This window comes from Bhargavaea massiliensis (assembly GCF_018390575.1).
In the GTDB taxonomy this organism is placed as follows: Bacteria; Bacillota; Bacilli; order Bacillales_A; family Planococcaceae; genus Bhargavaea; species Bhargavaea massiliensis.
Genome location: NZ_JAHBCJ010000015.1, coordinates 1 through 25,833, shown reverse-complemented (window position 1 = coordinate 25,833; position 25,833 = coordinate 1). Strand labels below are relative to the sequence as shown.

24 protein-coding genes, 1 tRNA gene, 1 other RNA gene and 1 other annotated feature are annotated in these 25,833 nt (G+C 55.2%); of the genes, 5 read left to right on the top strand and 21 right to left on the bottom strand.

Annotation, left to right across the window (positions count from 1 at the left end; translation table 11 throughout):
• Positions 1-223: 223 nt before the first annotated feature.
• The 6 genes from KHA84_RS15140 to ffs all read right to left on the bottom strand — a co-directional run bounded on the left by KHA84_RS15140 (position 224) and on the right by ffs (position 4,091).
• Positions 224-487, bottom strand: coding sequence for a pro-sigmaK processing inhibitor BofA family protein (locus KHA84_RS15140; RefSeq protein ID WP_213424350.1), 264 nt, complete (start codon positions 485-487; stop codon positions 224-226).
• Between the two features lie 96 nt (positions 488-583).
• The gene (locus tag KHA84_RS15135) at positions 584-805 is read right to left on the bottom strand and encodes a YaaL family protein (RefSeq protein ID WP_213424349.1); all 222 of its coding nucleotides are present in this window, start codon (positions 803-805) and stop codon (positions 584-586) included.
• A 27-nt stretch (positions 806-832) separates the two neighbouring features.
• Complete coding sequence (gene recR, locus KHA84_RS15130; protein WP_213424348.1) at positions 833-1,429, bottom strand: recombination mediator RecR; 597 nt, start codon at positions 1,427-1,429, stop codon at positions 833-835.
• 78 nt (positions 1,430-1,507) lie between these two features.
• Positions 1,508-1,828: a YbaB/EbfC family nucleoid-associated protein gene (locus KHA84_RS15125; protein ID WP_008301519.1), complete on the bottom strand. Its 321-nt coding sequence runs from the start codon at positions 1,826-1,828 to the stop codon at positions 1,508-1,510.
• Positions 1,829-1,858: 30 nt separating this feature from the next.
• The gene (gene dnaX, locus KHA84_RS15120) at positions 1,859-3,640 is read right to left on the bottom strand and encodes a DNA polymerase III subunit gamma/tau (RefSeq protein WP_213424347.1); all 1,782 of its coding nucleotides are present in this window, start codon (positions 3,638-3,640) and stop codon (positions 1,859-1,861) included.
• 184 nt (positions 3,641-3,824) lie between these two features.
• Positions 3,825-4,091, bottom strand: an RNA gene (gene ffs, locus KHA84_RS15115) — signal recognition particle sRNA large type.
• A 98-nt stretch (positions 4,092-4,189) separates the two neighbouring features.
• On the opposite strand from ffs, the gene KHA84_RS15110 reads away from it, so the two are divergent.
• A tRNA-Ser gene (locus KHA84_RS15110) sits at positions 4,190-4,282 on the top strand.
• Positions 4,283-4,445: 163 nt separating this feature from the next.
• On the opposite strand, the gene KHA84_RS15105 is transcribed toward KHA84_RS15110, so the two are convergent.
• The 3 genes from KHA84_RS15105 to KHA84_RS15095 form a co-directional block, all read right to left on the bottom strand.
• Positions 4,446-5,084 carry an acetylglutamate kinase gene (locus KHA84_RS15105; RefSeq protein WP_213424346.1) on the bottom strand — a complete coding sequence of 213 codons (639 nt, stop codon included), beginning with the start codon at positions 5,082-5,084 and terminating at the stop codon, positions 4,446-4,448.
• A 99-nt stretch (positions 5,085-5,183) separates the two neighbouring features.
• A complete protein-coding gene (locus KHA84_RS15100; protein WP_213424345.1) occupies positions 5,184-5,921 on the bottom strand; it encodes an HAD-IIB family hydrolase in 738 nt (245 codons plus the stop codon).
• A complete protein-coding gene (locus tag KHA84_RS15095) occupies positions 5,890-7,104 on the bottom strand; it encodes a glycosyltransferase (RefSeq protein ID WP_213424344.1) in 1,215 nt (404 codons plus the stop codon). The genes KHA84_RS15100 and KHA84_RS15095 overlap by 32 nt, the downstream gene beginning before the upstream one ends.
• Before the next feature lie 208 nt (positions 7,105-7,312).
• On the opposite strand from KHA84_RS15095, the gene KHA84_RS15090 reads away from it, so the two are divergent.
• Positions 7,313-8,536, top strand: a complete 1,224-nt coding sequence (locus KHA84_RS15090) for a CDP-glycerol glycerophosphotransferase family protein (RefSeq protein ID WP_213424343.1) — start codon at positions 7,313-7,315, stop codon at positions 8,534-8,536.
• A 36-nt stretch (positions 8,537-8,572) separates the two neighbouring features.
• On the opposite strand, the gene KHA84_RS15085 is transcribed toward KHA84_RS15090, so the two are convergent.
• The 3 genes from KHA84_RS15085 to thrC all read right to left on the bottom strand — a co-directional run bounded on the left by KHA84_RS15085 (position 8,573) and on the right by thrC (position 11,052).
• Positions 8,573-8,947: a GNAT family N-acetyltransferase gene (locus KHA84_RS15085; protein ID WP_213424352.1), complete on the bottom strand. Its 375-nt coding sequence runs from the start codon at positions 8,945-8,947 to the stop codon at positions 8,573-8,575.
• Between the two features lie 126 nt (positions 8,948-9,073).
• A complete protein-coding gene (thrB, locus tag KHA84_RS15080) occupies positions 9,074-9,973 on the bottom strand; it encodes a homoserine kinase (RefSeq protein WP_213424342.1) in 900 nt (299 codons plus the stop codon).
• The gene (thrC, locus tag KHA84_RS15075) at positions 9,973-11,052 is read right to left on the bottom strand and encodes a threonine synthase (RefSeq protein ID WP_213424341.1); all 1,080 of its coding nucleotides are present in this window, start codon (positions 11,050-11,052) and stop codon (positions 9,973-9,975) included. Before thrC ends, thrB begins: the two co-directional genes overlap by 1 nt.
• A 162-nt stretch (positions 11,053-11,214) precedes the next feature.
• Between thrC and KHA84_RS15070 the strand changes: the two genes are divergently transcribed.
• The gene (locus tag KHA84_RS15070) at positions 11,215-12,585 is read left to right on the top strand and encodes an aspartate kinase (RefSeq protein WP_213424340.1); all 1,371 of its coding nucleotides are present in this window, start codon (positions 11,215-11,217) and stop codon (positions 12,583-12,585) included.
• A gap of 61 nt (positions 12,586-12,646) precedes the next feature.
• Here KHA84_RS15070 and KHA84_RS15065 read toward each other — a convergent pair whose 3' ends face one another.
• The 3 genes from KHA84_RS15065 to KHA84_RS15055 form a co-directional block, all read right to left on the bottom strand.
• A complete protein-coding gene (locus tag KHA84_RS15065) occupies positions 12,647-13,315 on the bottom strand; it encodes a deoxynucleoside kinase (protein WP_213424339.1) in 669 nt (222 codons plus the stop codon).
• Positions 13,312-13,944: a deoxynucleoside kinase gene (locus tag KHA84_RS15060; protein ID WP_213424338.1), complete on the bottom strand. Its 633-nt coding sequence runs from the start codon at positions 13,942-13,944 to the stop codon at positions 13,312-13,314. The genes KHA84_RS15065 and KHA84_RS15060 overlap by 4 nt, the downstream gene beginning before the upstream one ends.
• Before the next feature lie 105 nt (positions 13,945-14,049).
• Positions 14,050-15,189 (bottom strand): glycosyl hydrolase family 18 protein, encoded by a 1,140-nt coding sequence (locus KHA84_RS15055; protein WP_213424337.1) that lies wholly within the window; start codon positions 15,187-15,189, stop codon positions 14,050-14,052.
• A 95-nt stretch (positions 15,190-15,284) separates the two neighbouring features.
• On the opposite strand from KHA84_RS15055, the gene tadA reads away from it, so the two are divergent.
• Positions 15,285-15,830: a tRNA adenosine(34) deaminase TadA gene (gene tadA / locus KHA84_RS15050; protein ID WP_213424336.1), complete on the top strand. Its 546-nt coding sequence runs from the start codon at positions 15,285-15,287 to the stop codon at positions 15,828-15,830.
• 178 nt (positions 15,831-16,008) lie between these two features.
• Here the strand turns inward: tadA and serS are convergent, their stop codons facing one another.
• The 3 genes from serS to pdxS all read right to left on the bottom strand — a co-directional run bounded on the left by serS (position 16,009) and on the right by pdxS (position 20,403).
• Positions 16,009-17,289: a serine--tRNA ligase gene (serS, locus tag KHA84_RS15045; protein ID WP_213424335.1), complete on the bottom strand. Its 1,281-nt coding sequence runs from the start codon at positions 17,287-17,289 to the stop codon at positions 16,009-16,011.
• A 75-nt stretch (positions 17,290-17,364) separates the two neighbouring features.
• Positions 17,365-17,575: a binding site (T-box leader), on the bottom strand.
• A 51-nt stretch (positions 17,576-17,626) separates the two neighbouring features.
• Complete coding sequence (locus KHA84_RS15040; protein WP_213424334.1) at positions 17,627-19,279, bottom strand: M4 family metallopeptidase; 1,653 nt, start codon at positions 19,277-19,279, stop codon at positions 17,627-17,629.
• Between the two features lie 278 nt (positions 19,280-19,557).
• On the bottom strand, positions 19,558-20,403 hold the full coding sequence (gene pdxS / locus KHA84_RS15035) for a pyridoxal 5'-phosphate synthase lyase subunit PdxS (RefSeq protein ID WP_213424333.1): 846 nt from the start codon (positions 20,401-20,403) through the stop codon (positions 19,558-19,560).
• Between the two features lie 120 nt (positions 20,404-20,523).
• Between pdxS and pdxR the strand changes: the two genes are divergently transcribed.
• Entirely contained in the window at positions 20,524-21,948 is a 1,425-nt protein-coding gene (gene pdxR / locus KHA84_RS15030; protein WP_213424332.1) for a MocR-like pyridoxine biosynthesis transcription factor PdxR, read from the top strand.
• Positions 21,949-21,983: 35 nt separating this feature from the next.
• Here pdxR and KHA84_RS15025 read toward each other — a convergent pair whose 3' ends face one another.
• The 3 genes from KHA84_RS15025 to KHA84_RS15015 form a co-directional block, all read right to left on the bottom strand.
• Complete coding sequence (locus KHA84_RS15025; RefSeq protein WP_419465614.1) at positions 21,984-23,333, bottom strand: serine hydrolase; 1,350 nt, start codon at positions 23,331-23,333, stop codon at positions 21,984-21,986.
• 123 nt (positions 23,334-23,456) lie between these two features.
• Positions 23,457-24,920, bottom strand: coding sequence for an IMP dehydrogenase (gene guaB, locus KHA84_RS15020; RefSeq protein ID WP_213424331.1), 1,464 nt, complete (start codon positions 24,918-24,920; stop codon positions 23,457-23,459).
• A 94-nt stretch (positions 24,921-25,014) separates the two neighbouring features.
• On the bottom strand, positions 25,015-25,500 hold the full coding sequence (locus KHA84_RS15015; protein ID WP_213424330.1) for a glutathione peroxidase: 486 nt from the start codon (positions 25,498-25,500) through the stop codon (positions 25,015-25,017).
• Positions 25,501-25,833: the final 333 nt, after the last annotated feature.

The following is a 25,833-nucleotide window of genomic DNA, read 5'->3' as shown; positions in this document are numbered from 1 at the left end:
ACTCATTTCATCAGCGTTTTGCTGTTCAGTTTTCAAGGTTCATCGTGCTCGCCGCGGTGTATCTCTTTGCGACAGCTTAATTATAATAACACGTCTCACTTCGGATGTCAACAAAGAATAACTAACTTTTTAATTCTTTTTTCTCCCCGAAAAAAGCGACTTCTCCAATATACGCCGGTTGCAGATGAAAGTCAAGCGCCGGTCTGCAATTCCGCTCTTCCTCCTATAAAAGGACGGAGAGCGCGCAGACCGACGCAACACCGGGAATACCCAGTATGGCGATCATAAGTCCCGACATCAGATTCACCGGCACAAAGAACCCGAGAAGCCCCAGTCCGACATTCAGCAGGAACAGGACCAGGAAAGCTGCGGCAAGCCGGAACCAGAAAACAGACAGTTTTTCCGCGGCTGTGTAAAGGATCCGCTTGTTGCGGACCAGGACGAGGAGGAGGAACAGTCCGGCCGCAATGCCGATGACGAGTTTCAAACCGATCGCATCCTTTTTCCGTTTTTCACTCCGTATCCACTGTATGCCACCAGGATGCTTCCTATTCAAAAAAATAACGGCGGCAGAGGCCGACCGTCATTGCCTGAGGGAGATGTTCCGCCTTCTCGCCTCTTTATATAGATAGAAATGCCGGGCTTCGGCCATCAGCCGCTGGGTGCGGGCAAGGCCTTCCTCGTCAAATCGCGAAGCCTGGCGCTCAATCTCCTTTGCCCGCATCCATTCCTCATGTGTTTCCTTAAGAAGCCGGATCAGGCGTTCATCATACTCGCGCTTTAGTTTCTTTCTCCGGCCGAACATCGGGAGCCACTCCTTCTTTACTTGTTATCAGAGTTCCCTGCGGCCCTCAAGCGCCTTGGACAGCGTAACTTCATCCGCGTATTCGAGATCGCCGCCGACGGGAAGCCCGTGCGCAATCCGAGTCGTCCGGATGCCGGAAGGCTTGATAAGCCGGGAAATGTACATGGCTGTTGCCTCCCCTTCGATTGTCGGGTTGGTGGCAAGGATCACTTCCTGTATGGTGTCATCCTGGAGACGCTTCAGCAAGTCCGGAATATTGATGTCTTCCGGCCCAATGCCGTCCATCGGCGAAATTGCACCGTGGAGGACGTGGTACAGACCGTTGAAGTCGCGCATTTTCTCCATGGCAATGACATCCTTTGGCTCCTGGACCACACAGACCATCGAGCGGTTACGGGATTCGTCTTTACAGATCCGGCACGGATCCGTGTCCGTGATATGCCCGCAGACCGAACAGAACGTCAGGTCGCGCTTTGCATCGACAAGCGCCTTTGAAAACTCGAGCACCGTGTCTTCTTTCATATCCAACACATGAAAAGCAAGCCGGGCGGCCGTCTTCGGCCCAATCCCCGGCAGCTTCATAAAGCTGTCGATCAGCTTGGAAATCGGTTCAGGATAATGCAATCCGGTTCCATCCTCTCATGAAATATAAGAGACGGGCCGCCGCTTATTGCGTGCCGGCCCGTCCGCTCGACGGAAATCTCAGAACATACCCGGGAGGTTGAGGCCCTTCGTGAACTGGCCCATTGTCGAGTTGGTCAGTTCATCGGCCTGCTTGAGTGCATCGTTGGTCGCGATGACGATCAGGTCCTGCAGCATTTCCACGTCTTCCGGATCTGCTACGGATGGATCGACCGTCACTTCCAGCACTTCCTTATGGCCGGAAACGACCACTTTGACCATGCCGCCGCCGGCTGTGCCCTCGAGGCGCTTTTCGCCGAGTTCTTCCTGTGCTTCCGCCATCTGTTTCTGCATCTTCTGCATCTGTTTCATCATACCTTGCATATTGCCCATGCCACGCATCTGTTTTCCTCCTCAATATTTAAGTAATGATCAGTCATCATACACGTTGACGGCTTCTTTGCCGAACAGTTTTTCAGCTTCCCCGACGAGCGGATCCTGTACCGGAGCCCCTGCCTCCTCCAGGAACGAGAGCGCCTCTTGGGCGGCTTGCTCGTCCGGATGACCCGGCTCCGCCTTGCTTTCTTCGGAGGACGGCTTCTGGAGTCCGTTCTCGCGGATAAACGCTTCACGGATCCTCAGCCAGTCTTCTTCCGGCACAAAGATAGGATCATAGGCGTTGCCGGCCCGGGCGGACAGCCCCTGGGAAAGCGACGCCAAAAATTCAGGATTGCTTGCGGCCATGCCGCAATGAATTGCGTATTTGAATTTTAACACAAACGCCTTGTCCGACGCCGCTACCGGCTCGGCATCATTCAGAAGAGCCGCCTGGGATTTCTGCATATCGTTCAGAATGGACGCCCAGTTCGACTTGATGGAACGGATATCCTCTTTTGTGGCATTTGCCAGAACATCGCGGATTCTGCCTTCCTGCACCTGGAAGCCGTTTTTCGACTTTGGTGCGGGGCGCCGCCGCTCCTGAACCGGCCCTTCCGCGCCTGCCGGAACGCCCTGCTGGAGGCGGCGCGTCAGATCGGAGACCGTCTGCTCGAGCCGGCTGACCTGGCGCTGCAGTTCCTCCATGCCTTCGACGCTTCCTCCAGAAGCGGGTACCGCGGCAGAGACGGTCGTTCCGTCTGCCTGAATCATCCGCAGGAAAGCCGCTTCAAGGTATACTTTTGCATGGTTCGAGAAACGCATCTCCTGCTGGGTTTCGGACAGGATGCTGATAAACGCATACAGCCGGCCTTCCGGCAGAGACTCCGCAAGCGGCTTGAACCCATCCGGCTCCGAAATGATTTCGAGAAGATCCGGCATGCCCGGTGCAGACTTCATGACGAGAAGATCCCGGAAGAATGTGATGAGATCCTCCGTGAGCCGGACCACATCTTTTCCTTCGGAAACGAGCCGCTCCAACAGTGATAGCGCACCCGCTGCGTCCTTGCCGGAAAGCGCCCCGGCGATTTCCCGGAACAGCTCCTCGCCGATCGAGCCGGTGACCATGACCGCATCATCCGCCGTGACATCATCGCCGCCGAACGACACGGCCTGGTCCAGCATGCTGAGCGCATCACGCATACCACCCGCGGCAGCCTGTGCGATGACCTTCAGCGCCGGCTCCTCGTACCGGATGCCGCTGTCCTCCAGCACCTGCTCCATCCGGTCCTTCAGGTCCGCGCGCGATAGCGGCTTGAAGTCAAAGCGCTGGCACCGCGAAATAATGGTCGGGGGCAGCTTGTGGGGTTCAGTCGTTGCCAGGATGAAGACGACGTGTGCCGGCGGCTCCTCCAGCGTTTTAAGGAGGGCATTAAATGCACTGTTCGAGAGCATGTGCACCTCGTCGATAATATACACTTTAAATCTTGAATTGGACGGGGCAAACCGCACCTTCTCGATAATCTCCCTGATCTCTTCGACGCGGGAGTTGGAGGCGGCATCGAACTCGATGACGTCCGTATCCGAACCGTCTGTGATCCCGCGGCAGGAGTCGCAGTTATTGCACGGCTCGTCCGTCGGTGCCTGGACGCAGTTCAGTGCCTTCGCGAAGATTTTCGCCGCACTGGTCTTTCCGGTTCCGCGGGGTCCCGAAAACAGGTAGGCGTGGGTCGTCTTGTCCTGGAGGAGGGCATTCTGCAGTGTCCGCCTGACGTGCTGCTGTCCGCTCATCTCTCCGAATGTCTGAGGCCTGTAGGCCCTGTAGAATGCCTGGTACATGTGCAACTCCCCTCCTTCCCGGACACAATTTCATATGCCCCAATTATACCATACAGGTGTCCCCTGCGCCCCTATCTTCTCCCGGCTGAAGCAGAGGGTTCCCCTTCAGGAAGACCGGTGAATTTCTGGGCACACAAAAGGCCCGTCCTCATCCGGACGGGCCGATTACATGTCTATGAAAATGCCGTGCACCTTTCTTCGACCGATGCACACAAGCGTTACTCCTGTCGTTGGCTCGGTTTAGGCTGCCCCGCGGCACATGGGGTGACCCACTTAATGCTGCTTCCTTCCGGACCTGACATGGTTCGTGGGGCCCCATTGCGCAGGACCCAAACGTCTTCACTACGTGCAGAAGGCAGGCCTTGCATGACAAGCGGCCTCGGAAAGGGATTCAGTCCCGCTGGAGCGGATTGCGGGTTACAGGACACCGCTACCTTCCCACCTAGCACGGCGAGATTTATTATACGACCTTGAGAGAAAAAAATCAACCCAAACCTTTCGTTGCCGTTGACAGCGGGGGAGCATCATGATAAATTATTTCCGTGACATGGAGGAGTACCCAAGTCTGGCTGAAGGGGTCGGTCTTGAAAACCGGGAGGCGGGTAACACCGCGCGGGGGTTCGAATCCCTCCTCCTCCGCCATTTCACAAACACACGCATAAAGTTGAGATAGAAAAAATCCGTTGCATCTGCAGCGATTTTTTCTCCCTATACATGATTGAAAATTTGAAAGAACCGAAACAAACCTACAAATGAAGCCGCCGGCATCCGATGCCGGCGGCTTTCACATTTTTCCCGCTCCTTCTTACAGGCCAAACTGCCGGATGATCGCATCCGAGATCATGTCGGACATTTGGAGGGCTGCTGTCTCTATCCGGTCATAGACCTCGACTTCCAGCTCAAAGTTTTCAATGATCATACATACGGCTTCAAGTTTAGTCAGGGCAAGGTGTTCGTAAAACATTGCCTTCACTTCTTCCTTGCCGATATACGGGTTTGCATGGCTGAGAAAGTCTGTGATTTCATCGGCGTTCCGGTACCAATCCTGTTCAATCTGCTCCGCTTTTTCCATTTCTCCGGCCTTGGCCGCCTTGACCAGATCGGCTGCAATGGTGAGATGCTCCCTGATAAGCGAAGCATACCGTTCCCCTGCCTGTTCCCCGTAATACGGCTTGATCGCATTTCCCATGTCTTCGGCATTCCGGAGAAGCCGGTTGACGGTGAATTCCAAATCCGGCAGATCAAAGACGAGGCTGATGATGGTCATTCGCGTCCAGGCAATGTGCTGTTCCCAGAGAAGCCGCATATCAGCCTTTAGTCTGGCGGCTTCTGCAGAAACCATGCGTCCTGTTCCCGGCAAATGCATGGGCAACATCGGCACGGCCACAAAGCCGACTGGCTGAAGCCCCGTCATACCGGGTCCCGGAAAGTGATACCTTGTCACAGTAGATTCACCCCAAACGTCTCAGATGGGCTATCTTATTCTTCCCGAATCCCGATGGTGAACATGGAAAGGGCCTGCCGGTCACCGGCAGGCCCTCAGTCATCCTTTTATATCCGCCGCACTCCCGTGGAAGTGCATCCAAGCTTCCAGGATTCCCCCCGCACACGGGCGTGTGGCCCGGAACAGGGTTTCATGATTTTCCGCTTCCAACAGTTCCGGCCGTGCGTTCGAAACGATCACCGACGGATAGCCGAGCATGAGCATGTCCAGATCATTGCCGGAATCCCCGGCGACCAGGACGCAGGCGTTTTCTTCCGCGAACTTGCCGATCACGTAGCGGAGTGCTGCCCCCTTTCCGCCGTTCTCGGGCAGTATGTCGACATCGCGGCCGGAACTGAAAACGAACGTATGGGGGATGCCTTCCGCGGAAAGCGCGTACTTCAGCTTTTCTGCAGGCTCCCCGCCGTCAGAATAGAAAGAGACCCGCCTTGTATCCGGCAGCTCCTGCAGTCGGATACCGGGAACTCCCCCTGCAGTCCGCAGCACAGCCTGAGGATCCCAGTTTTCCGTCATCCGCTGCTTCCAACCAAGATCTTCGACAAGCTCCGGCCCGGCAAAGACGGATGTGCCGACATCGGTAACAAGAATATCCGGAAGCGGAAGCCCCTCCCCGCGGATCAGATCCATCGCGGAAGCCCGGTGGCGCCCTGTCACATAGGCAAGCGCAACACGCTCGGGCAATGAGTCATAGTAATCAAGCAGTTCGCGGAGGCCCGCCTCGTCACCGACGAACGTGCCGTCCAGGTCAGTCGCCAACAAATACCGGATCTTCTGCACGGTACAACACCTCATAGATTTCATGGATATCAGCCGCAATCGCCGGCCAGTTAAATACTTTTCTTGCGCGTTTCAGCGCCTGCCTGCCGAGACGTTCCGCAAATTCAGGATCTCCGGCAATGCGCCTCAGGCCCCGGGACAATTCCGCCGGATTTTTGGCTGAGACGAGGAGGCCGGTCCTGCCGTCCTGCACGACGTCCTGGAGCCCGCCGACCTCAGAGGCGATCACTGGCGTCCCGCAAGCCTGGGCTTCCGCGGCCACCATGCCAAACGATTCATAGTAGGACGGGACAATCACAGCCGTCGCGCGGCCAAACAGATCGGCAAGTTCTTCTTGGCTGAGCGGACCGAGGAAAGTCACCCGGTCTTCCATCCCGGCAACCGCCGATCGGAGCTGAGCTTTCAGAGGAAGACCGCTTTTCGGATCGATGTCCTCCTCCGCACCGCCGGCAAGAATGAGCCTCGCGTCTCTTCCATGGCGGAGATAGATCCGGAATGCGCGCAGAAGTGTCAGGATGCCCTTTGTCTGCTCGAATCGCCCGGCATAGACGAACAGGGGCGATTCCCCTTTGTCCGCGGCTGAAGACATGCGCTCAAATGACCGGTCGACTCCTATTGAGACCACTGACACGCTTGAGCGCATTCCGGCAAAGTCCAAAATAATGTCTTTTTCAGTCGGCGTTGTGGCAATGACCCGGTCCGCCCGCCCAAGGATTTCTTTTTCTGCCTTGAGCCTCTCCTTCTCCACCAGGCCGGTCGCCTTCGCTTTGGCGATACCAAGCGAGTGGGAAGTGTGGACGATCCTTGTGCCGCGGTCATTCCGGATCATGAGGCCAAGCAGGCCGGAAAGCCAGTAGTGGGTATGGACGACGTCATAATCGTCCAGGTCCAGGATTGTTTTCATCTCTTTATAGAAGGCGGGGAGAAGGTCCAGCATGTCGGACTTCGGCACAAATTCTTTGCGGCCGGCTGCAATCCGGATCACCCGGCAGCCTTCGCCGAACCGCTCGATCCGCGGTGTCTCCGGATCATTCCAGTGCGTAGCGACATCGACGTGCAGACCGCGTTCTGCAAGCGCCTCTGCAAGCTGACGGACATAGTTGTTCTGGCCGCCCGACTGCTTTCCTCCCAGTTTTGCCAGAGGATCTCCGTGGTCTGAAATAAACAATACTTTTTTACACATAACCAGTTGGACAACCCCTTTCCTGCTTATCTCCCCTCTGAAAAACGCAGAGTAGTAGATAACTATACCCTTCTTCACTTATAACCAAACATTTTCTGGTACATTTCTATTGAATTTAGGTAATGTTAAGAAAGTGTTAAGTAGGATAGGAGAGAACCGGGTAATATTAAGGTAATATTAAGATGAACAGAGAGAAAGGCGTGATGTTATGGGATTGAAACAGGAAAAGTGGTACCGCCCGGCGGAAACAGCGGTAAAGGTGGCGGCAGCCCGTGCCCTTGCTTCCCTTCTTCCCCGACCGAAGCGGGACATTGTTTTGGTCGGAGGGAACCTGGGTGAGAAATATGAAGACAACGCCTCGGTTTTCCATGACTATCTGATGCGTGAACGGCCGGACCTGGACGTTTACTGGATGTATGATCCTTCAACCGACTATGTCCGAAGGGAAGGTATTCCAAATGCCGTTCCCCTCGGCACCTTCCAAAATTACCTGCTGTTTTTCCGGGCTGCCTATACCTTCCACGGTCATTCCCTCCTCTACGATATTGCACCCGGCATTGACCGGTATGTCCACATGAACAACAAGACCGTCATGACCCATATCAGCCACGGAATCGAAGGGTTCAAGAAAATCCTGATCCTCCCGGAAGACAGGCCGCTCCTCAGGCGCACCAACTATTTTAACTGCGCCTCGCCTTATGAAAAGCGCATCAAACAGTACGGCTGGGGGGTGCCGGAGGAAAAACTGATCACGACAGGCATGGCCCGATTCGACCGTCTCAAGCCGGATAGCCCGGCTCCGGAAGTGAAGAACATCCTTGTCATGATGACCTGGCGGGAGTGGTTGTTCGGCCTGTCCGACCAAGCTTTCATGGAAAGCGAGTACTTCAGGAGGACGACCGGCCTGCTGAACGATCCGGCGTTTCTCCGGCTGGTCCGCGACCGGGACCTGAAAGTGAAGGTCGCGCTCCATCCCTTCATGAAGCGGTTCGAACGATTTTTCAAAGGGTTCCCGGGATCGGAACAGATCCGTTTTTATTCGTTTGACGAAGTCTCGATTAAAGAAGAGGTCATTCGGGCGGACATGCTCCTGACCGACTACACGAGCGTTTCGTGGGATTTTCTCTATCAGAACAAACCGATCATCTTCTATATGTTTGACCAGGAAGAGATGGAACAGCATCGCGGTACTTATCTTGATCTTGACAGTGAGCTGTACGGCTACAAGGCAAAGAGCCTGGCAGAAGTGGCCGGTCTGCTCGACCGCATCACTGCCGGCGACAATATGAATCCGTTTTACCCAAAGTCCGGCGAGTATTTTAAGTACTTTGACAATGAAAACTGCCGCAGGCTGGCGGACCGTGTCATCGGTCCGGCCCGCTCGACCGAGAAACTCAAAGTCCGCACGAAAACCGTTCCTGCGGAATCTTAAAAGGAGCAGGTCCCGATCAAGGGCCTGCTCCTTTTCCTATTTCTCTTCACTTCCCGACTGCCGGCTATAATTCCGGAGAATCATGCCGTTTGTGCGATGCATGCCGAACCGCTCATAAAATGGCACAACGTCATCATCACAGCAGACATCAATCATATAAAGATGGTTTAATTCGCCGGTCATCCTGCGTACGAGTTCCCGGCCGATACCGGCACCTTGGTATTCGGGCAGCACTTCCAAAAACGGAATGTAAGCCGACAGAACGCCATCGCTCACTGCGGTGATGAACCCGACGACCCGGCCGGCTTTCCGGTCAACAGCCAGCACCCTGCGGCTGCTGTCCCGGAGCATCCTCAAATGGGTCTTCTCGGAAGGCGGGTCCGGCCATCCGACGAAAAAGCCCTCCAGCATGCCGGCAGTGATCCCTTCAGCATCTGTCCTATATTCCAATTCCGATCTGCTCCGCTCCCTTCTTGTTTCCGGTTAAAAGAGCGGATGATCAAAAGTAAAGCAGCATTCAGTGCCCTCCGTTCGTGTTTACACGGTGACCGCTGCAGCACCGGTGGATGAAGCCCGCACAGCAATCGGGCGATATGACAGGAACTTCCCGGCAAGCCGCTCCGCAATCACGTTTTCAGAGCCGGCCCCCGTCAGGACGAATACCGACGGACCTGCACCGCTCACCGCCGTGCCGTATGCACCGGCTTCTCGTGCAAAACAGCGGATCTGATCGAAATCAGGGAACAGCCGGGTCCGGTACGGCTCATGGAACACGTCCCGCTCCATCATGCGGCCGGCAAGCTCCCAGTCGTTCACGGCGATCGCCGCCGCCATCACACCGTTAGCGGCACTGCCGCATACCGCGTCGGCGTGCCGGAGGGTGTCCGGGAGGAGGCCGCGGGATTCTTCCGTCGCGAGCGGCCGGTCCGGGACAAGGATCACCGCTCCGACATGAGGATGCGGGATATGGACCGTTTCCAGTTCTCCGTCCCGGTAACGGGAAAATACCGCTCCCCCCATGATCGCCGCGACGACGTTGTCGGCATGGCCCTCGATGCCACTGCCGATCCTGGCCTTTTCTTCCACAGACAGCCCGAGCACATACAGGTGATCAGCCGCCTCAATTCCTGCGGCGACAGCGGTCGCACTGCTACCGAGCCCTTTGCCGAGCGGGATGTCCGAACGTACGGTGAGCCGGCAAGGCGCTGCCTCCGCACCGCACTGCCGGGCCGTTTCCTGCATCGTCCGGACAATCAGGTTTTCTTCCCCGCCTGCAAGGCCCGAGTATTCTTCCCCTTCGTAGACCACTTCCCATGCATCGGCCTTTTCCACTTCAACTTCCATATAAAGAGTGAGCGCAAGTGCCGCACAGTCAAATCCCGGCCCCAGGTTCGCCGTCGTGGCCGGCACCCGGATGGCGAGCGTCGGCCGGCCCATCAGCGTGCCTCCGCCTTGATGCCGCTTATGAAGGTCTCGAATTCTTCCTGTGTGATCGGCTTGCTGTCCTCGTTGGCCAGAATCGCGGTGTCCGGGTCCTTCAGCCCGTTGCCTGTCAGGACACCAACAACCGTTGCTCCCCGCTTCAGGCCGCCGGACTCCAGCTGCTTTTTGATTCCTGCGATTGTCGCGCACGATGCCGGTTCGGCGAACACGCCTTCGCGTGATGCGATCATCTTATAGGCTTCGAGGATCTCTTCATCGGTCACGGCAAGAATGTTTCCGTTCGATTCCGCAAGCGCCGCTTCCGCTAGCTGCCAGCTGGCCGGATTCCCGATACGGATGGCGGTCGCGATCGTCTCCGGCTGCTCGACCGGCGCTCCGTTTACAATCGGCGCTGCGCCTGCTGCCTGGACGCCGAGCAATTGCGGCCGGTCCGTGCCCCGCTTCTCGGAATACTCTTTGAATCCTTTCCACGCAGCAGAGATGTTCCCCGCATTGCCTACCGGGAGCGCGAAAACATCCGGCACCTTGCCGAGCTGCTCGATCGCCTCGAATGCAATCGTCTTCTGGCCCTCCAGGCGGTACGGGTTAACCGAGTTCACGACCGCGATGTCGTCGCCTCCCGTTTCCCGGACCATGCGGAGCGCTTCGTCAAAATTCCCTTCGATTTCGAGGATTTCGGCTCCGTACATCTTTGCCTGCGCCAGTTTTCCAAGTGCAATTTTGCCCTCCGGTATGACCACGACCGTACGCATGCCGGCACGGGCGCCATATGCCGCAGCCGATGCGGAGGTATTGCCTGTGGACGCACAGATCAGGGCCGACTTGCCCTCTTCCTTCGCCTTGGCGACAGCCATGACCATCCCGCGGTCTTTGAATGAGCCCGTCGGGTTGGCCCCCTCCGTCTTTACATACAGGTCGATGTCCCATTCCCGGGAAAGATTGTCCAGCCGGATCAGCGGCGTGTTCCCTTCCTGCAAGGTGAGGGAAGGCGTGTCTTCCGTAACCGGCAGCCACTCCCGATATTCCTCGATCAGGCCCTTCCAGCGCTTCGCAGATTTGTTGTTGGTTTCCATGTTGACGCCACCTCCGGTTGAATGTACACTTTGAAAAAACATCTGTTCACTGCATAAGGACATTATAGTCCCGGAGGTTGACAGAAACAACCCCTGCGTACTATATTTTAAAACAATTCATTCTGTTATGAAATGAAATTTAAAGAGATGGGGTCTGATGAGATGAAAGTTTGCAAATTTGGTGGTACTTCGGTCGCGTCGGCGGAGCAGATTATGAAAGTGGCCGGCATCATCTCATCCGACCGCACCCGGCGCATCGTCGTCGTCTCGGCTCCCGGGAAGCGGTATCCGGAAGACCGTAAAGTGACCGACATGCTGATCCGCCTGGCTGACGCTGCTCTGGACAATAAAGATACCGAACCGCTTCTTGCCGATGTGGTCGGCCGCTTCCGGCTGATCGCGGAAGGACTCGGCGTTGGCGGGGAATTCGTCTCGACAGTCGAGGAAGACCTGCGGACAAGGCTCGCGGCGGACCGGCCGCATGCAGGCCGGTTCATGGATCTGATGAAGGCTGCGGGCGAGGACAACAACGCCCGGCTCGTCGCAGCCTACCTGACCCAGATCGGCATCGAAGCGGTCTACATGTCGCCGATGGAAGCCGGCCTCATTGTGGAAGGGCCTGCAGGGGACGGCATGGCCAATCCGGAATGCTATGCCCGGCTTTCGAAACTCAAGAAAGAATCCCGTGTCATCGTCTTTCCAGGCTTTTTTGGCTATACGAAAGACGGCGTGCTTTGCACGTTCGGCCGTGGAGGTTCCGATATCACAGGCGCCATCCTCGCGGCCTCGACAGGTGCGGCCATGTATGAGAACTTTACCGACGTGGACGGCGTATTTGCCGCCAATCCGAATGTCGTCGACAATCCTGCACTGATCGGCAAGATGACTTACCGGGAAATGCGGGAACTTGCGTACAACGGATTCACTGTCCTGCATGACGAGTCACTAATGCCGGCTTTTACCCATTCCGTGCCCGTCAACATCAAAAACACGAACAACCCGGCAGCCCCGGGCACGCTGATCGTGAAAGAACGCGAATGCAAAACCCAGCCGGTCATCGGCATCGCGGCGGACAGCGGATTCAGCACGCTGTATGTCGACAAGTACTTGATGAACCGGGAGATGGGCTTTGGCCGCCGCCTGCTCGGCATCCTGGAGGACGAGCAGATTTCCTTTGAGCATACCCCGACCGGAATCGACAACATGTCCGTCATCATCCGGAACAAGTTCCTGTCGCCTGAAAAGGAAGAACGCATCCTGCGCCGTTGCTTTGACGAGTTGAAAGTGGATGACGCCCACATCAGCTCCGATTACTCGATGATCGTGCTTGTCGGTGAGACGATGCGCTATTCCAAGGGACTTGCCGCACGTGCCGCTATGGCGCTTGCCGGTTCCGGAACGAACATTGAAATGATCAACCAGGGATCTTCAGAAGTTTCCATCGTCTTCGGCGTAAAAAAAGAAGATGAAAAAAAGGCGCTCCGGGCGGTGTACAACGAATTCTTCGTTCCCGCGCACGCCCATACCTTTTGATCCGAATGCCAAAAAGCACCGCCCTTCCGGGTAAATCCGGAAGGACGGTGCTTTTTCTCTTTTATTTCTCCAACAGATTGGCTTGTTTCATAAAGAAGGCCATGCGCTCCACAATGTCTTCGGTCGCGTCCGGATCCTTCAGAAGATCATAGTCTTTGATGTCGAGGCGAAGGACCGGGCAGGCGTTGAACGAATCGATCCACCGCGTATACCGCTCGTACATTTCCTCCCAATAGGCCACCGGGGTCGCCTGCTCCATCGGGCGCCCCCTCTCTTTGATCCGCTCGAGGATATGATCGAAGGACCCTTCCAGGTAAATCAGCAGGTCCGGGTGAGGAAAATACGGCGTCATGACCATCGCTTCGAACAGGTCTGTGTACGTGCCATAATCAACGGGATCCATCGTCCCCTTCTCGTAGTGCATGCGGGCGAAGATGCCGGTGTCCTCATAGATTGACCGGTCCTGGACGAACCCGCCGCCATACTCGAACATCCGCTTCTGCTCCTTGAAGCGCTCCGCGAGGAAATACACCTGGAGATGAAAGGCCCATTTCTCGAAGTCGTCATAGAACCGTTCGAGATAAGGATTGGAGTCCACTTTCTCATACGAGGTCCGGAAATTCAGCGCATCCGCAAGCGCGCGGGTCATCGTCGACTTTCCGACGCCGACCGTCCCGGCCACCGTGATAACGGCATGCTTCGGGATGTTGTATTTTTCTCTGAGGTTCATTCTGTGACTTCCTTTCCGATCACCTGGTCAATCTGCTTTAATATGTACTTCCGGTCCTCCGCATTATGGACAAAGTCATACTGGTCTCCGCTAAAGCGCAGCACCGGAATTTCCGGATGCGCCGCCTCAAACCGGTCAATGAAAACTTCGTAATCCGCCGCAAGCTGCTTCATATATTCCGGGTCCATGTTTTTCTCGAATTCCCGTCCGCGCATGGCAATGCGCTTCATCAGTGTGTCCAGCCCCGCATGGAGGTAGACGATGACATTCGGCATCGGCATGTCGGCCGTCAAAATGCTGTAGATCTGCTCATATTTCTCATACTCGCCGGGTTTCAGCGTTCTTCCCGCAAAAATGAGGTTCTTGAATATATGATAATCCGCGACGACGGGCCGGCGGTCTTCCAGCACCTTTTTCACGTCACTAAGCTGTTTATACCGGTTGCACAAGAAGAACATCTCCGTCTGGAAGCTCCATTCGTCGATGTCTTCATAAAATTTATTGAGGAACGGATTTTCATCCACGATTTCCTTCAGCAGCCGGAATCGGTGCGTTTCCGCGATTTCGCCGGCGAGCGATGTCTTGCCGACACCGATCGGCCCTTCGACCGCGATAAACGGAACATGCATCCGGATTCCCTCCCTTTCTTGAATTGACACTTCATTTTATCACAGGCGGCGGGACGGGCATACGAAAAAAACCGGGTCCATCTCCGCCAGAAGATGGAAGCCGGCTCAGAGTTGTTTCACGTGGAACATTTCGTCGAGAAGACGCCAATTTTGCGGAAACGGGAATGACAGATGCCAATAGGAGATGCCCCTGAGGCCCAATTCCTTGATAAGGTCGAATTTTGCCTTGATGGAGCGGGCATCCTCAAACCAGACGACATGCTCTTTCCCGTCACGCCAGTAATTGAAAAACGGTGCCTGCGATGTTTCATCATACTGGATGGCCGCATTGCGTTCCCTGGCCCGCACTAAGGCAGCCTGCGGGCTCAGGCCCTGTGCGGGCGGGTTCCCAGGCTCGAACGGCAGTGTCCAATCATACCCGTACAGGTTCTGCCCCATCAGGATTTTGTTTGCCGGGATGACGGTCACTGCATATTCCAGCACGTCACGGACAGGCCCGATCGGCGACACGGCCATTGGAGGACCACCGCTATAGCCCCATTCATAAGTCATGATAACAACGAAATCCACGATAGACCCGATCGCCCCGTAGTCATGCCCCTCATACCAGACACCCGGCTGGTCGGCACTCGTCTTTGGTGCAAGTGCGGCCGAAAGCGTCAGGCCCGGATCCAGCTGTCCCTTCAGTTTCCGGAGAAAAGCTGTGTACGCATCGCGGTTTTCCCGCCCGAGATATTCAAAGTCGATATGAACATCTTTCGCACCCTTTTCCCGGGCAAGTGCATTGATTTCACCGATCAGCCGGTCCTGTGCAGCCTCGCTTGCAAAGATTGCTTCCGCAACTTCCCGGCTGAATGCGCCTTCCTCGAGGTTCATGACCACGATCGCCGTTTCTGCCCCGGCTGCTTCTGCCGCCTCTCCGACTCCTCCCCAATCAAACCGAACAAGTGAGCCGTCCCGCCGGACCTCGTACCCTGTCGGCATGACATAGGTCAGGAGCCCTTCCCTTTTCCGGATTTCTTGGACCAGACTAGCTGGGGGTGTTTGCGTGTACCACTCCGCATATCCGTTCACCGTGATTTCCGGCCGATCTTCCGGCGGCGTCTGCGAGATGACCAGTGCCTGGCCGATGACGAGGACATCGGGGTCCGGCAGTTCGTTGGCTGAAGCGATGTCCGCCGCCGGCACTCCGTACTGCCTGGCGATTGTGTAAAGGCTATCCCCTTGCCTGACAACATGAATCATTGATTTCCCTCCTTGGGCAGTCCGGTCCATCATATGCCGATAAAGGAAAAAGCGTGATACACTAAGGTAAATTCAGTTGTTCAGGAGGTTCCGGGATGGATAGGAACGAACCGTTAGTGAATGGCGCCGAGGTGTCTGAACATGACCTTCGGTTCATGGAGCTTGCCATTCGGGAAGCAAAAAAAGCCGAAGCGATCGGCGAAGTCCCGATCGGGGCCGTCATTATCCGGGACGGCGAAGTAATTGCCGCCTCTCATAACCTGCGGGAGCGCGACCAGGAAGCGACCGCCCACGCAGAACTTGCGGCGATCACCGAGGCTTGCAGGGAAACCGGCAGCTGGCGCCTTGAAGATACCGTGCTTTATGTCACCCTCGAGCCGTGCCCGATGTGCGCGGGCGCCATCCTGCAGTCCCGCATCCCCCGGGTGGTCTACGGCGCGAGAGACCCGAAGGCCGGTTGCGTTGACTCGCTTTACCGCCTGCTCGATGATCCGCGTTTTAACCACAGATGCGACGTCACCGAAGGGGTACTCGGCGAAGAATGCAGCGCCCTCCTCACGAACTTTTTTCGCGGCATCCGGGAACGCAGGAAAGCGGAGAAGCAGGCTAAGAGAGAAAGGGAAATTGAGCAAGGAGAATAACAGGCTGCGCTTGGAGCATCAAAGTCGCCGTGCAAGCTATTTCATCTCAAGATCAGGCCTTCCCTGGCGATCATCAACCTAATGTTACCCTCAATCATGCTTTATGTTAGCTGTTTTTCTTAGGAGAACAGACAAAAATCCCCGCAGCCCTCTTAAAGATGGCTGCGGGGATTTCCACTTACTTTGCTTCGATTTTCTCTTTTCCGCCCATGTAAGGACGGAGTGCTTCAGGTATGATCACGGAACCGTCTTCCTGCTGGTAGTTCTCAAGGATCGCGGCGACAGTGCGGCCGATGGCAAGACCGCTGCCGTTGAGCGTGTGGACGAATTCCGGCTTCGCACCCTGTTCGCGCCGGAAGCGGATATTCGCGCGGCGCGCCTGGAAGTCCTCGAAGTTCGAGCAGGACGAGATTTCACGGTAGACGCCCTGTGTCGGAATCCACACTTCGATGTCGTACTTTTTCGCGGCGGTGAAGCCGAGGTCCGCAGTGCACATCTTCAGTACACGGTACGGCAGTCCGAGAAGCTGCAGAACCTTCTCCGCATGGCCCGTCAGCTTCTCAAGCTTCTCATAGGAATCTTCCGGTTTGGCAAAGTGGACGAGCTCCACCTTGTTGAACTGGTGCATCCGGATAAGTCCGCGGGTATCGCGGCCGGCAGAACCGGCTTCCGATCGGAAACATGCGCTGTAGGCGGCATAGGAGAGCGGCAGGTCGGTCCCGCTCAGAATTTCGTCACGGTGGTAGTTCGTCACCGGAACCTCAGCCGTCGGGATGAGAAAGTAGTCCTCCTCTTCGATCAGGAATGCATCCTCCTCGAACTTCGGCAGTTGCCCGGTGCCGGTCAGGCTTGTGCGGTTGACCAAGAATGGCGTCAGCATTTCCTCGTAGCCGTGCTCTTCCGTATGGAGGTCGAGCATGAATGCGGCAAGCGCGCGCTCCAGCTTTGCCCCTGCGCCTTTGTAGAATACGAACCGGCTGCCCGTCGTCTTCGCTGCACGCTCGAAGTCAAGGATGCCGAGATCCGTGCCGACTTCCCAATGCGGCTTCGCTTCAAAACCGAAATCCGGCAGTTCGCCCCACTTGCGGACTTCGACGTTATCATCTTCGCTTTCGCCGACCGGCACGCTTTCGTGCGGGATGTTCGGCACGCGCATCATGATATAGTTCAGATCTTCCTCGACGGAATTCAGCTCCGCATCCAGTTCCTTGATGCGGTCGCCGAGCTCGCGTGTCTTCTTGATTGCCTCGTCGGCGTTTTCCTTGTTGCGCTTCATCTCGGCAATTTTCTGGGACGACTCATTCCGCTCCGCCTTCAGCTCCTCCACCTGCGTGATCAGCTCGCGGCGCTTTGTATCGAGTTCGCCGAAGCGCTCGAAATCGCCCAGGTCCTCCCCGCGCTTTGAAAGTTTCTCCCTGACTTCCTCGTAATGAGCCCTTACATATTTGATATCCAGCATGTTGGCCGCCTCCTATCTATTCTTTTTCCGGCGATGAGGGAAATCCGGGCACATAAAAAGCCCCCGTCCCTTATAAAAAGGGACGAGAGCCACCCGCGTTGCCACCCTGATTGGCCGCAGATTGCGGCCCGCTCAATGGAATAACGGTCCATGCGCCGGCCGGGCCTACTGCCTGTTTCAGCCCGGCTGCTCAGGGACGGATTCACGGACACCCTGCCGGCTCGCACCACCCGCCGGCTCTCTGAAAAAAGTGTTACCCGCTACTGCTTCCCCTCATCGTCTCAAGTGTGAAATTATCCTCACTGTACTATAAACAGGGGGAAATGGCAAGCCGGACTCAGTAGACCCCGACCGCGCTGAATGCCTGCTTTACGGCAGCGACTTCCGTGCTGGACGCACCATACAGATCGGTTGCCGCGCGTATGGCCGAGGCGCGGAAATGGCTGTAGTTTGATGTAGGCGTCAGGTACTGCGTAAGCGTGCGGTACATGACCTTGCCCACTTTGGCGTTGCCGATGCCGTTGACCTTCACGCCGTAGTGCGTGCCGCCGTTGGCGAGTAGATACGCCATCTTGTTGCCGATCCCGGAATTGATGTGCACGCCGCCGTTATCCTGCGTGCCGATGTAGCGCTTGGAATAGTGGTCCGGGTCTCCGGCAAGTGTCGGATCCGCCATTGAACGGAGTGCGTCACCCGGCGTGCCCGGCGTGTAGATGTCCTCACCCATCAGCCAGTCGGGATTGTTGTTGAAATGGTACTCGGTGAGCGTGCCGAAAATGTCCGACATTGACTCATTGATCGCCCCCGACTCGTTCTGGTAGATCAGGTCGGCGGAAAAGTCGGTCACGGCATGCGTCAATTCGTGTGCGACCACGTCAAGCGAACCCGAGAATGCCAGGAAGTTGTAGCCGTCCCCGTCACCGTAGATCATCTGGGAACCTGTCCATCCGGCGTTATTGTAGCTGCGCCCGTAGTGGACAGTCGACACGAGTTCCGCGCCGGCATTGTCATAGCTGTTGCGGTTATGGACATTGCGGAAGTAGTCGTATGTCCATGCGGCATACGTATGGGCATCTACGGCTGCCCGGTCGTAGGAAGCTGCAAAGCGGTTGTCGGCGTCCAGCCAGAGGGTTCCCGGGATACGCGTCTGGTTCCGGCCATCGTACGTATAGACGCCTTTGCCGCGCGTGGCATCATACAAATAGTAACCGTTTGTTGTGCTAAAGGTCTTGAATGTCTTTGAGTCTCCGAGAACGCCCGTCCCGGAGCCTGTCACGACCGTACCGCTGATTGTACCCGTGCTGCCACCTTTTGCTTCATGCATTTCGTTCAGGCTCCGGATAATCTCTCCTGTCTTGGCATCGACAAAGACGAGAAAATTACCGGGAGCCGGATCAAGCACTTCAAACCGCATCTGGTAGGCATAGCGCGGCTGTCCGTCCAGCGCATAGATGACCAGGTTGGGACGCTCTTCGTTCTCAAACTTGTCGACCTTGTCGCCGAGCTTTTTTTCCACTGCTTCCTTGCCGATTTTATAGGCGTCCGCCTTTGTGACCTTATTCTTGCCGGCAAGTGTCGACTTTTTATCCAGATTCGGAACTGCCGTTCCCGAAACGGCAGTCAGCACGCCGTTTTTGTCCACATGTGCAGTCAATACAGAGCCGAAGACCGGCGTTCCCATATGCTTCTGCTGAAGACGGACGTGAGTGTAGCCGAGCTCGTCCTTTTCCTCGGATAGGACTTCAAATGAGGAGGCCGCTTCCCCGCTATAGCCGAACAGCCCTTTTTCCTTCTTGAGGTAATCATGGACGATGGATGCCGCCGGCTTCGCAGATGGCTTGGTCAGTTCCCCCGAGACGAGATTCGGAACGTTCAGATCTTCATTTTTTGAAATGGTGACGCCATGCCCGTTTGCCGATGCCGATCCGACTGTGAGTGACAGCGCCATCAGGGCTGCCGCTCCGATTCCTGCAAGCTTTCGTTTGTTCACTCCCTCTTCACTCCCCTTATATTCGGATGTCCCCGTTATGTACGGTAGAAATCTATCATAAGAGATGTTCTGAATAATTTGAATAGGTTGTTGAAACTCTTTTTCCTCTTATGACTGGCGTTCTTCTAATTTCATAATAAATGGTAATAAGATAAGGATATTTTCACCCATAGTCTTCCAAATCTGCTCATTCTTCCATCACTTTCAGGAGTGGGAGGGTGGGAATCCCTATAAAAAAACACGGCCGGAAAAAATCTGTTCCGGCCGTGCCCTCCTATTCAAATTCCGCGCGCGCTCATCCGCTCGCCGGCTGCAAGCTCACCGATTTCAAGCCCTTTCATAGGGGTTCCAATGTCTTTTGACAGTTCCCCGATAAGCGCATAGTCCTTGTAGTTCCGTGTCGCCTGTACGATGGCCTCGGCAAACTTCTGAGGGTTGTCCGACTTGAAAATGCCGGAGCCGACAAAGACACCGTCCGCGCCCAGTTCCATCATGAGCGCCGCATCTGCAGGCGTCGCTACTCCGCCTGCAGCGTAATTTGTCACCGGCAACCGCTTTTTCTCCCGGATTGTGAGAAGCACGTCATATGGTGCGCCCAGATCCCGGGCTTCCACCATCAGCTCATCATCGTTCATATGGACGATACGGTTGACCTGGGCATTCACCTTTCTCAGGTGGCGGACTGCCTCGACAATGTTGCCGGTACCCGGCTCTCCTTTGGTCCGGAGCATCTGCGCCCCTTCCCCGAGACGCCGTGCGGCTTCCCCGAGATCACGCGCACCGCAGACAAACGGCACGCTGAAGCTGCTTTTCAGAAGATGGAATTCATCGTCAGCTGGCGTCAGCACCTCACTTTCGTCGATGTAATCGACACCCAGCGCCTCAAGTACGCGCGCCTCCGAGATGTGTCCGATTCTTGCCTTGGCCATGACGGGAATGGATACTGCGTTTTTGACTTCCTCGATGATGCGCGGGTCCGCCATGCGGGCGACACCGCCTGCCGCGCGGATGTCGGACGGCACACGCTCCAGAGCCATGACTGCCACCGCTCCTGCCGCCTCTGCCACTTTTGCCTGTTCTGCATTGATGACGTCCATGATGACGCCGCCGTATTGGAATTGCATGCTTGATCGTCTCCCCTTATCGTTATGTTCTGTCTATTCAATTCAAGTATAATAGGGTTTGACCACATTAAAATATCCAGTTATCTTTAATTTGATAAGGCCAGATTTAACGAAAGGGTGATGAAGATGCTAATTGTCCCGATCCGGAGGGATGGCGACGGACCGATATATGCACAAATCTATGAAGGGATCCGGCGCATGATTTTGGATGGTTCTCTTACAGTCGGCACAAAGCTGCCTTCCAAGCGGAAGTTTGCAGAACACCTCGGCGTCAGCAACACGACGGTCGAGCTCGCTTACGAGCAGCTTCTGGCAGAAGGGTATATTACCTCCAGGCCGAGAAGCGGTTTTTACATTCAGGATATCGGCGAACTCGCTTATGCGCAGCCGGCGGAAAATCAAAAAGCAGCCACACCCCGCCAGCAAGCTAAAACCGAATATAAATATGATTTTTCCCCCGGACGCATTGACACCGGGGCATTTCCGTTTGACGAGTGGAGGCGGCAAGCCAAAAACCTGATTGATTCCGCATCTGCCGAGTTTCTGCTGCTTGGTCACCCGCACGGTGATCCGGAGCTTCGGCGAGAGATTGCGACATACCTGAATCACTCACGCGGGGTGCGTTGCACACCTGAACAGATCATCATCGGATCGGGAACGGAACAGCTGATGCCGCTCATCATCCGTCTGCTCGGCCCGTTCACAGTGTACGCCGTGGAGAATCCCGGCTATCCGCTGACACACCACTTGTTCCGCCAAAACGATCGGATGACCGTCCCCATCCCTGTAGACGGAGAAGGCATCGATGTCGGAGTTCTGGAGGACTCGGCTGCGGATGCCGTATACGTTACGCCGGCCCACCAATTCCCGACAGGCGCGGTCTTGTCCGTAAAGCGCAGAAGCCGTCTTTTCAGCTGGGCTGCCGCAAAGCCCGGACGCATCATCATAGAAGACGACTATGACAGCGAATTCCGCTACGGGGGTATCCCGGTTCCGGCACTTCAGGGAATGGACCGCCACGGCCGTGTCCTTTACCTCAGCACGTTCTCAAAATCACTCATGCCGTCTCTCCGGGTTGCCTACATGGTACTGCCGGAGCCACTCTTGGAGCGCTACGACGAACTGTTTTCCCTTTATTCATCAACCGTTCCACGGCTTGACCAGCAAATGCTTGCAGGCTTCATGGCGGACGGCTCTTTTTCACGGCACCTGAACCGGATGCGGAAAGTGTACAGACGCAAGTATGTGGCCCTCACAACTGCCCTGGGGCGGTTTGCTGGCTCCGTAAGCCATGAGCAAAGCCAGGCGGGCATGCATCTCCGCCTCACCGTCAAAAGCTGCAGGAGCGCCGCAGAGCTCGTCCGTCTGGCTGCTGATGCCGGTATCCGTGTCCAGTCCGCTGCCGCCTACTCCATCACCAAAATGGAAGGAGAGGGACTTCCGGAGATTGTGATCGGCTTCGGAAGCATTCCTGAAACCGATATCCCGGAAGCTATTTCCCTCCTCATGGAATCCTGGAGCATCAAAAAAGACGGAACAGCCTGATTGGGCCGTTCCGTCTTTTCATTATGGGCAGAGGATCAGAAAAGACCCTTTACCCATCCAGTAGCTTTGCCCCAGATTCCGGAGAAAAAGTCGCCGATTGCCTGGAGGGTGAGCGAGAACCAGCCCGCTTTCTCGACTGTTTCCTTTGTAACAACGTCAAACGAGGCAGGACTCCCGTTGACATTGCCATAGACCGGCTGCCCGTCGGCATGGACGATATTCGCCTTCCCGACGACCGTGCCTTCCTTGACTGGCGCCTCAAGCTTGCCGTTCTTCAACTTCGATTCATCCGCTGTGAATTCCGCCGTGTACTTGTCTTTCTCGGAAGTCTTCACAAGCATCGTGACCGGCTTCTTGAGTCCGATCCTCACTTCTTTTTCCTTGCCCTTGCTCAATGGAAGTGTTTCATTCCCTTTGAACTGATGGTCCGCCGGCAAGATTTCTTCTTTCACGAACTGGTTAAAACCATAATCGAACAAAGAGCGGGCCGCATCAAAGCGGGCTTTGTAAGAACCGTTGCCGTTCTCATCCACTGCCTTCATGACCACGGCGATCAGGCGGGTTTCACCGCGCTTTGCTGTTCCCGTGAATGCATGGCCGGCAAGGTCGGTAGTGCCGGTTTTCAGACCGTCTACGCCTTCATATTCATAAATGAGACCGGGCAGCATGAAGTTCCAGTTGTCCATCTGGATGGCATCCGATGTTCCTTCGCGGAACACCTTCTTCGGGATGCTTGTCGTATCCAGGACTTCCGGATAGTCATTCAGGAGATGGTAGGCGAGGAGTGCCACCGATTTTGCCGGCATGACGTTTTCATCATTTTCTCCCGTGCCTTTCGGGTGCATGCCCTGCAAATAGGAGTTGTTCAGGCCCGTCGAGTTGACGAACTTGTAATCTTTCAGGCCCAGTTCTTCGGCTTTTTCATCCATCAGTTTGATGAACTCGGTTTCTGAACCCGCCAATGTTTCCGCAATGCCGATCGTGGCCCCGTTAGCCGAGTAGATGGCAAGTGCCTCATATAGTTCCTGAATGGAGTACGTCTCGCCGTTACGGAGCGGGACGTTGCTCAGTCGCCGGTCCTGAGAGACGGCATAGGCATAATCCGACACGGTATATTGCTGGTCCCAGGTGATCCGGCCTTCCTCGATCGCCTCAAACAGCAGATACTCCGTCATCATCTTCGACATACTGGCAATTCCGAGCGTGGCATCCTCATTTTTCCCGTATAGAATCTGGCCTGTGTCAGCATCGACCAGAATGGCAGCGTCCACGCGCAAACCGAGATCCTCTGCCGCAGAAGCAGTGCCGGGCACAGAAAATATGGTCATCATAAGAACAGGCACGACCAGCAGGATCGCGAGCGTTCTCTTTAACATGTGATTCAATGTGGTCCCTCCGAAAACTTATTTCAACCGCTTTATTTTAACATAGAACAGACTGGGCCGCTTGCCGGTTCACGAAAAAAATGCCTTTCCGCCCAATAAGGGACGAAAAGGCTGAAGGTTATATTACAATGAATAGTTAGGTGCTTCTTTTGTAATTTGAACGTCGTGAGGATGGCTTTCACGGAGGCCGGCTCCCGTCATGCGGATCAGCTGAGACTCTTCGCGAAGCGTCTCGAGATCTTTCGCACCCGCATAGCCCATTCCGGCGCGGATGCCGCCGACAAGCTGGTGAATCGTGTCGGCAAGCGGCCCTTTGTACGGCAGGCGTCCTTCGATGCCTTCCGGTACAAGTTTCTTCGCGTCTTCCTGGAAATAGCGGTCCTTAGAACCCTGCTCCATGGCCCCGACGGATCCCATTCCGCGGTATACCTTGAAGCGGCGGCCCTGGAAGATTTCCGTTTCGCCAGGGCTTTCGGTCGTTCCGGCAAGGAGGCTGCCCAGCATGACGACATGTCCGCCGGCTGCCAGCGCCTTGACGATATCGCCGGAATACTTGATGCCGCCGTCTGCAATGATTGCTTTGCCGTGCTTGCGTGCTTCTGTAGCACAGTCATAGACTGCCGTAATCTGAGGAACGCCGACTCCTGCCACCACACGGGTTGTGCAGATGGATCCAGGTCCGATGCCGACCTTCACGACATCCGCTCCCGCTTCATAGAGGGCGCGTGCACCTTCGGCTGTTGCCACGTTGCCTGCCACAATATCAAGTTCCGGGTAAGTTTCACGGATCTGCCTGACCGTATCGATGACGCCTTTGGAGTGTCCGTGTGCCGTATCGATGACGATCAGGTCAACTTCGGCTTTGACGAGTTTCTCAAGGCGAAGCATCGTATCGGACGTCACACCGACTGCAGCTCCAACCAGCAGACGGCCCTGAGAGTCTTTTGCAGCTTTAGGGAACTCAATCACTTTCTCAATATCCTTGATGGTGATGAGTCCTTTCAGAATGCCGTCTTCATCGGCAATCGGAAGTTTTTCGATTTTGTATTTCTGGAGAATCTTTTCCGCTTCCGCAAGCGTCGTTCCAACCGGTGCGGTCACCAGATTTTCCTTCGTCATGAAGTCACTGATTGTTCCGGAATAATCTTCGATAAACCGCATGTCACGGTTCGTGATGATTCCGACCAGCTTCAGTTCTTCTTCATTGTTGACAATCGGCACGCCGGAGATCCGATATTTGCCCATAAGATGCTCCGCATCAAATACCTGATGCTCGGGTGTCAGGTAAAACGGATTCGTAATCACGCCATTTTCGGAGCGCTTGACTTGTTCCACCTGCTCCGCCTGCTCCTCGATGCTCATGTTCTTATGGATGATTCCGATGCCGCCCTGGCGTGCCATTGATATGGCCATCTTCGCCTCAGTGACCGTATCCATGCCGGCGCTGATGATCGGGAGGCTAAGCTTGATTTTATCCGTCAACTGAACAGAGAGATCCACTTCCTTCGGCAATACTTCTGATGCTGCCGGAACAAGCAATACATCGTCAAAAGTCAGGCCCTCTTTGGCAAACTTGTTCTCCCACATGTCGTTTTACGCCCCCATATCGCTGAATATTATTGTTAGGTTATCAACGTGAAATTGGGCTGTCAAGAAACATCCGGAAGTAAAATTATTCCCATTATTCGATTAGTTGATTCTTGAGGTTATCACGAATTTTTTCCGGCTTCGTCTGCGGGGCGTAACGCTCTATCGGGCGTCCGTCACGTCCTATGAGGAATTTCGTGAAATTCCACTTTACTTCTCCGCCGAGAATGCCCTTCGTTTCATTTGTGAGGTACTTGAAAAGGGGAGTTATATATTTGCCTTTCACATCGACTTTGGCATACATCGGGAACGATACGCCGTAGTTCCTTCTGCAGAATTCCATCGTTTCCTCGATGTTGTCAAACTCCTGATTCATGAACTGATCGCTCGGAAAACCGAGAATCGTAAATCCCTGATCCTTGTATTCCTCGTAGAGTGCCTGTAGGCCATCAAACTGATTTGCAAAGCCGCATTTGCTTGCCGTATTTACGATCAGGACAACTTGTCCTTTGTAGTCCGAGAGTGCCTGTTTAGTGCCGTCAGTCTTTTCTGCCTCAAAGTCATAGATTGTTGCTGGCATTCGTGTCACTCCTTTCATTTACTTTTAACTTACCGTGGAGCGTGCCGGGCGGCAAAGGAAAACCCTTTTGGCAGACTTTAAGCGCCCCGAAAACGCTTCTATCCTTCTATATGAATTTCCTGTTATTGAATGACCGAAACCCATAGAGATGGTTTATCAGTATGTAGGCGCACATAGGAATCTATGTGCGCTCAGACTGTAGACAAAGTGAGTATATTACTCCTTTGTCTGCAGTTTTTTCTTTCCCATAAAATCCTACGGATTTCCGCTGCGGGCCCTTGTTGGCCAACGCTGTCGCTTTTGGCCACAGACGCCGTTCTTCGTGACGGCGTC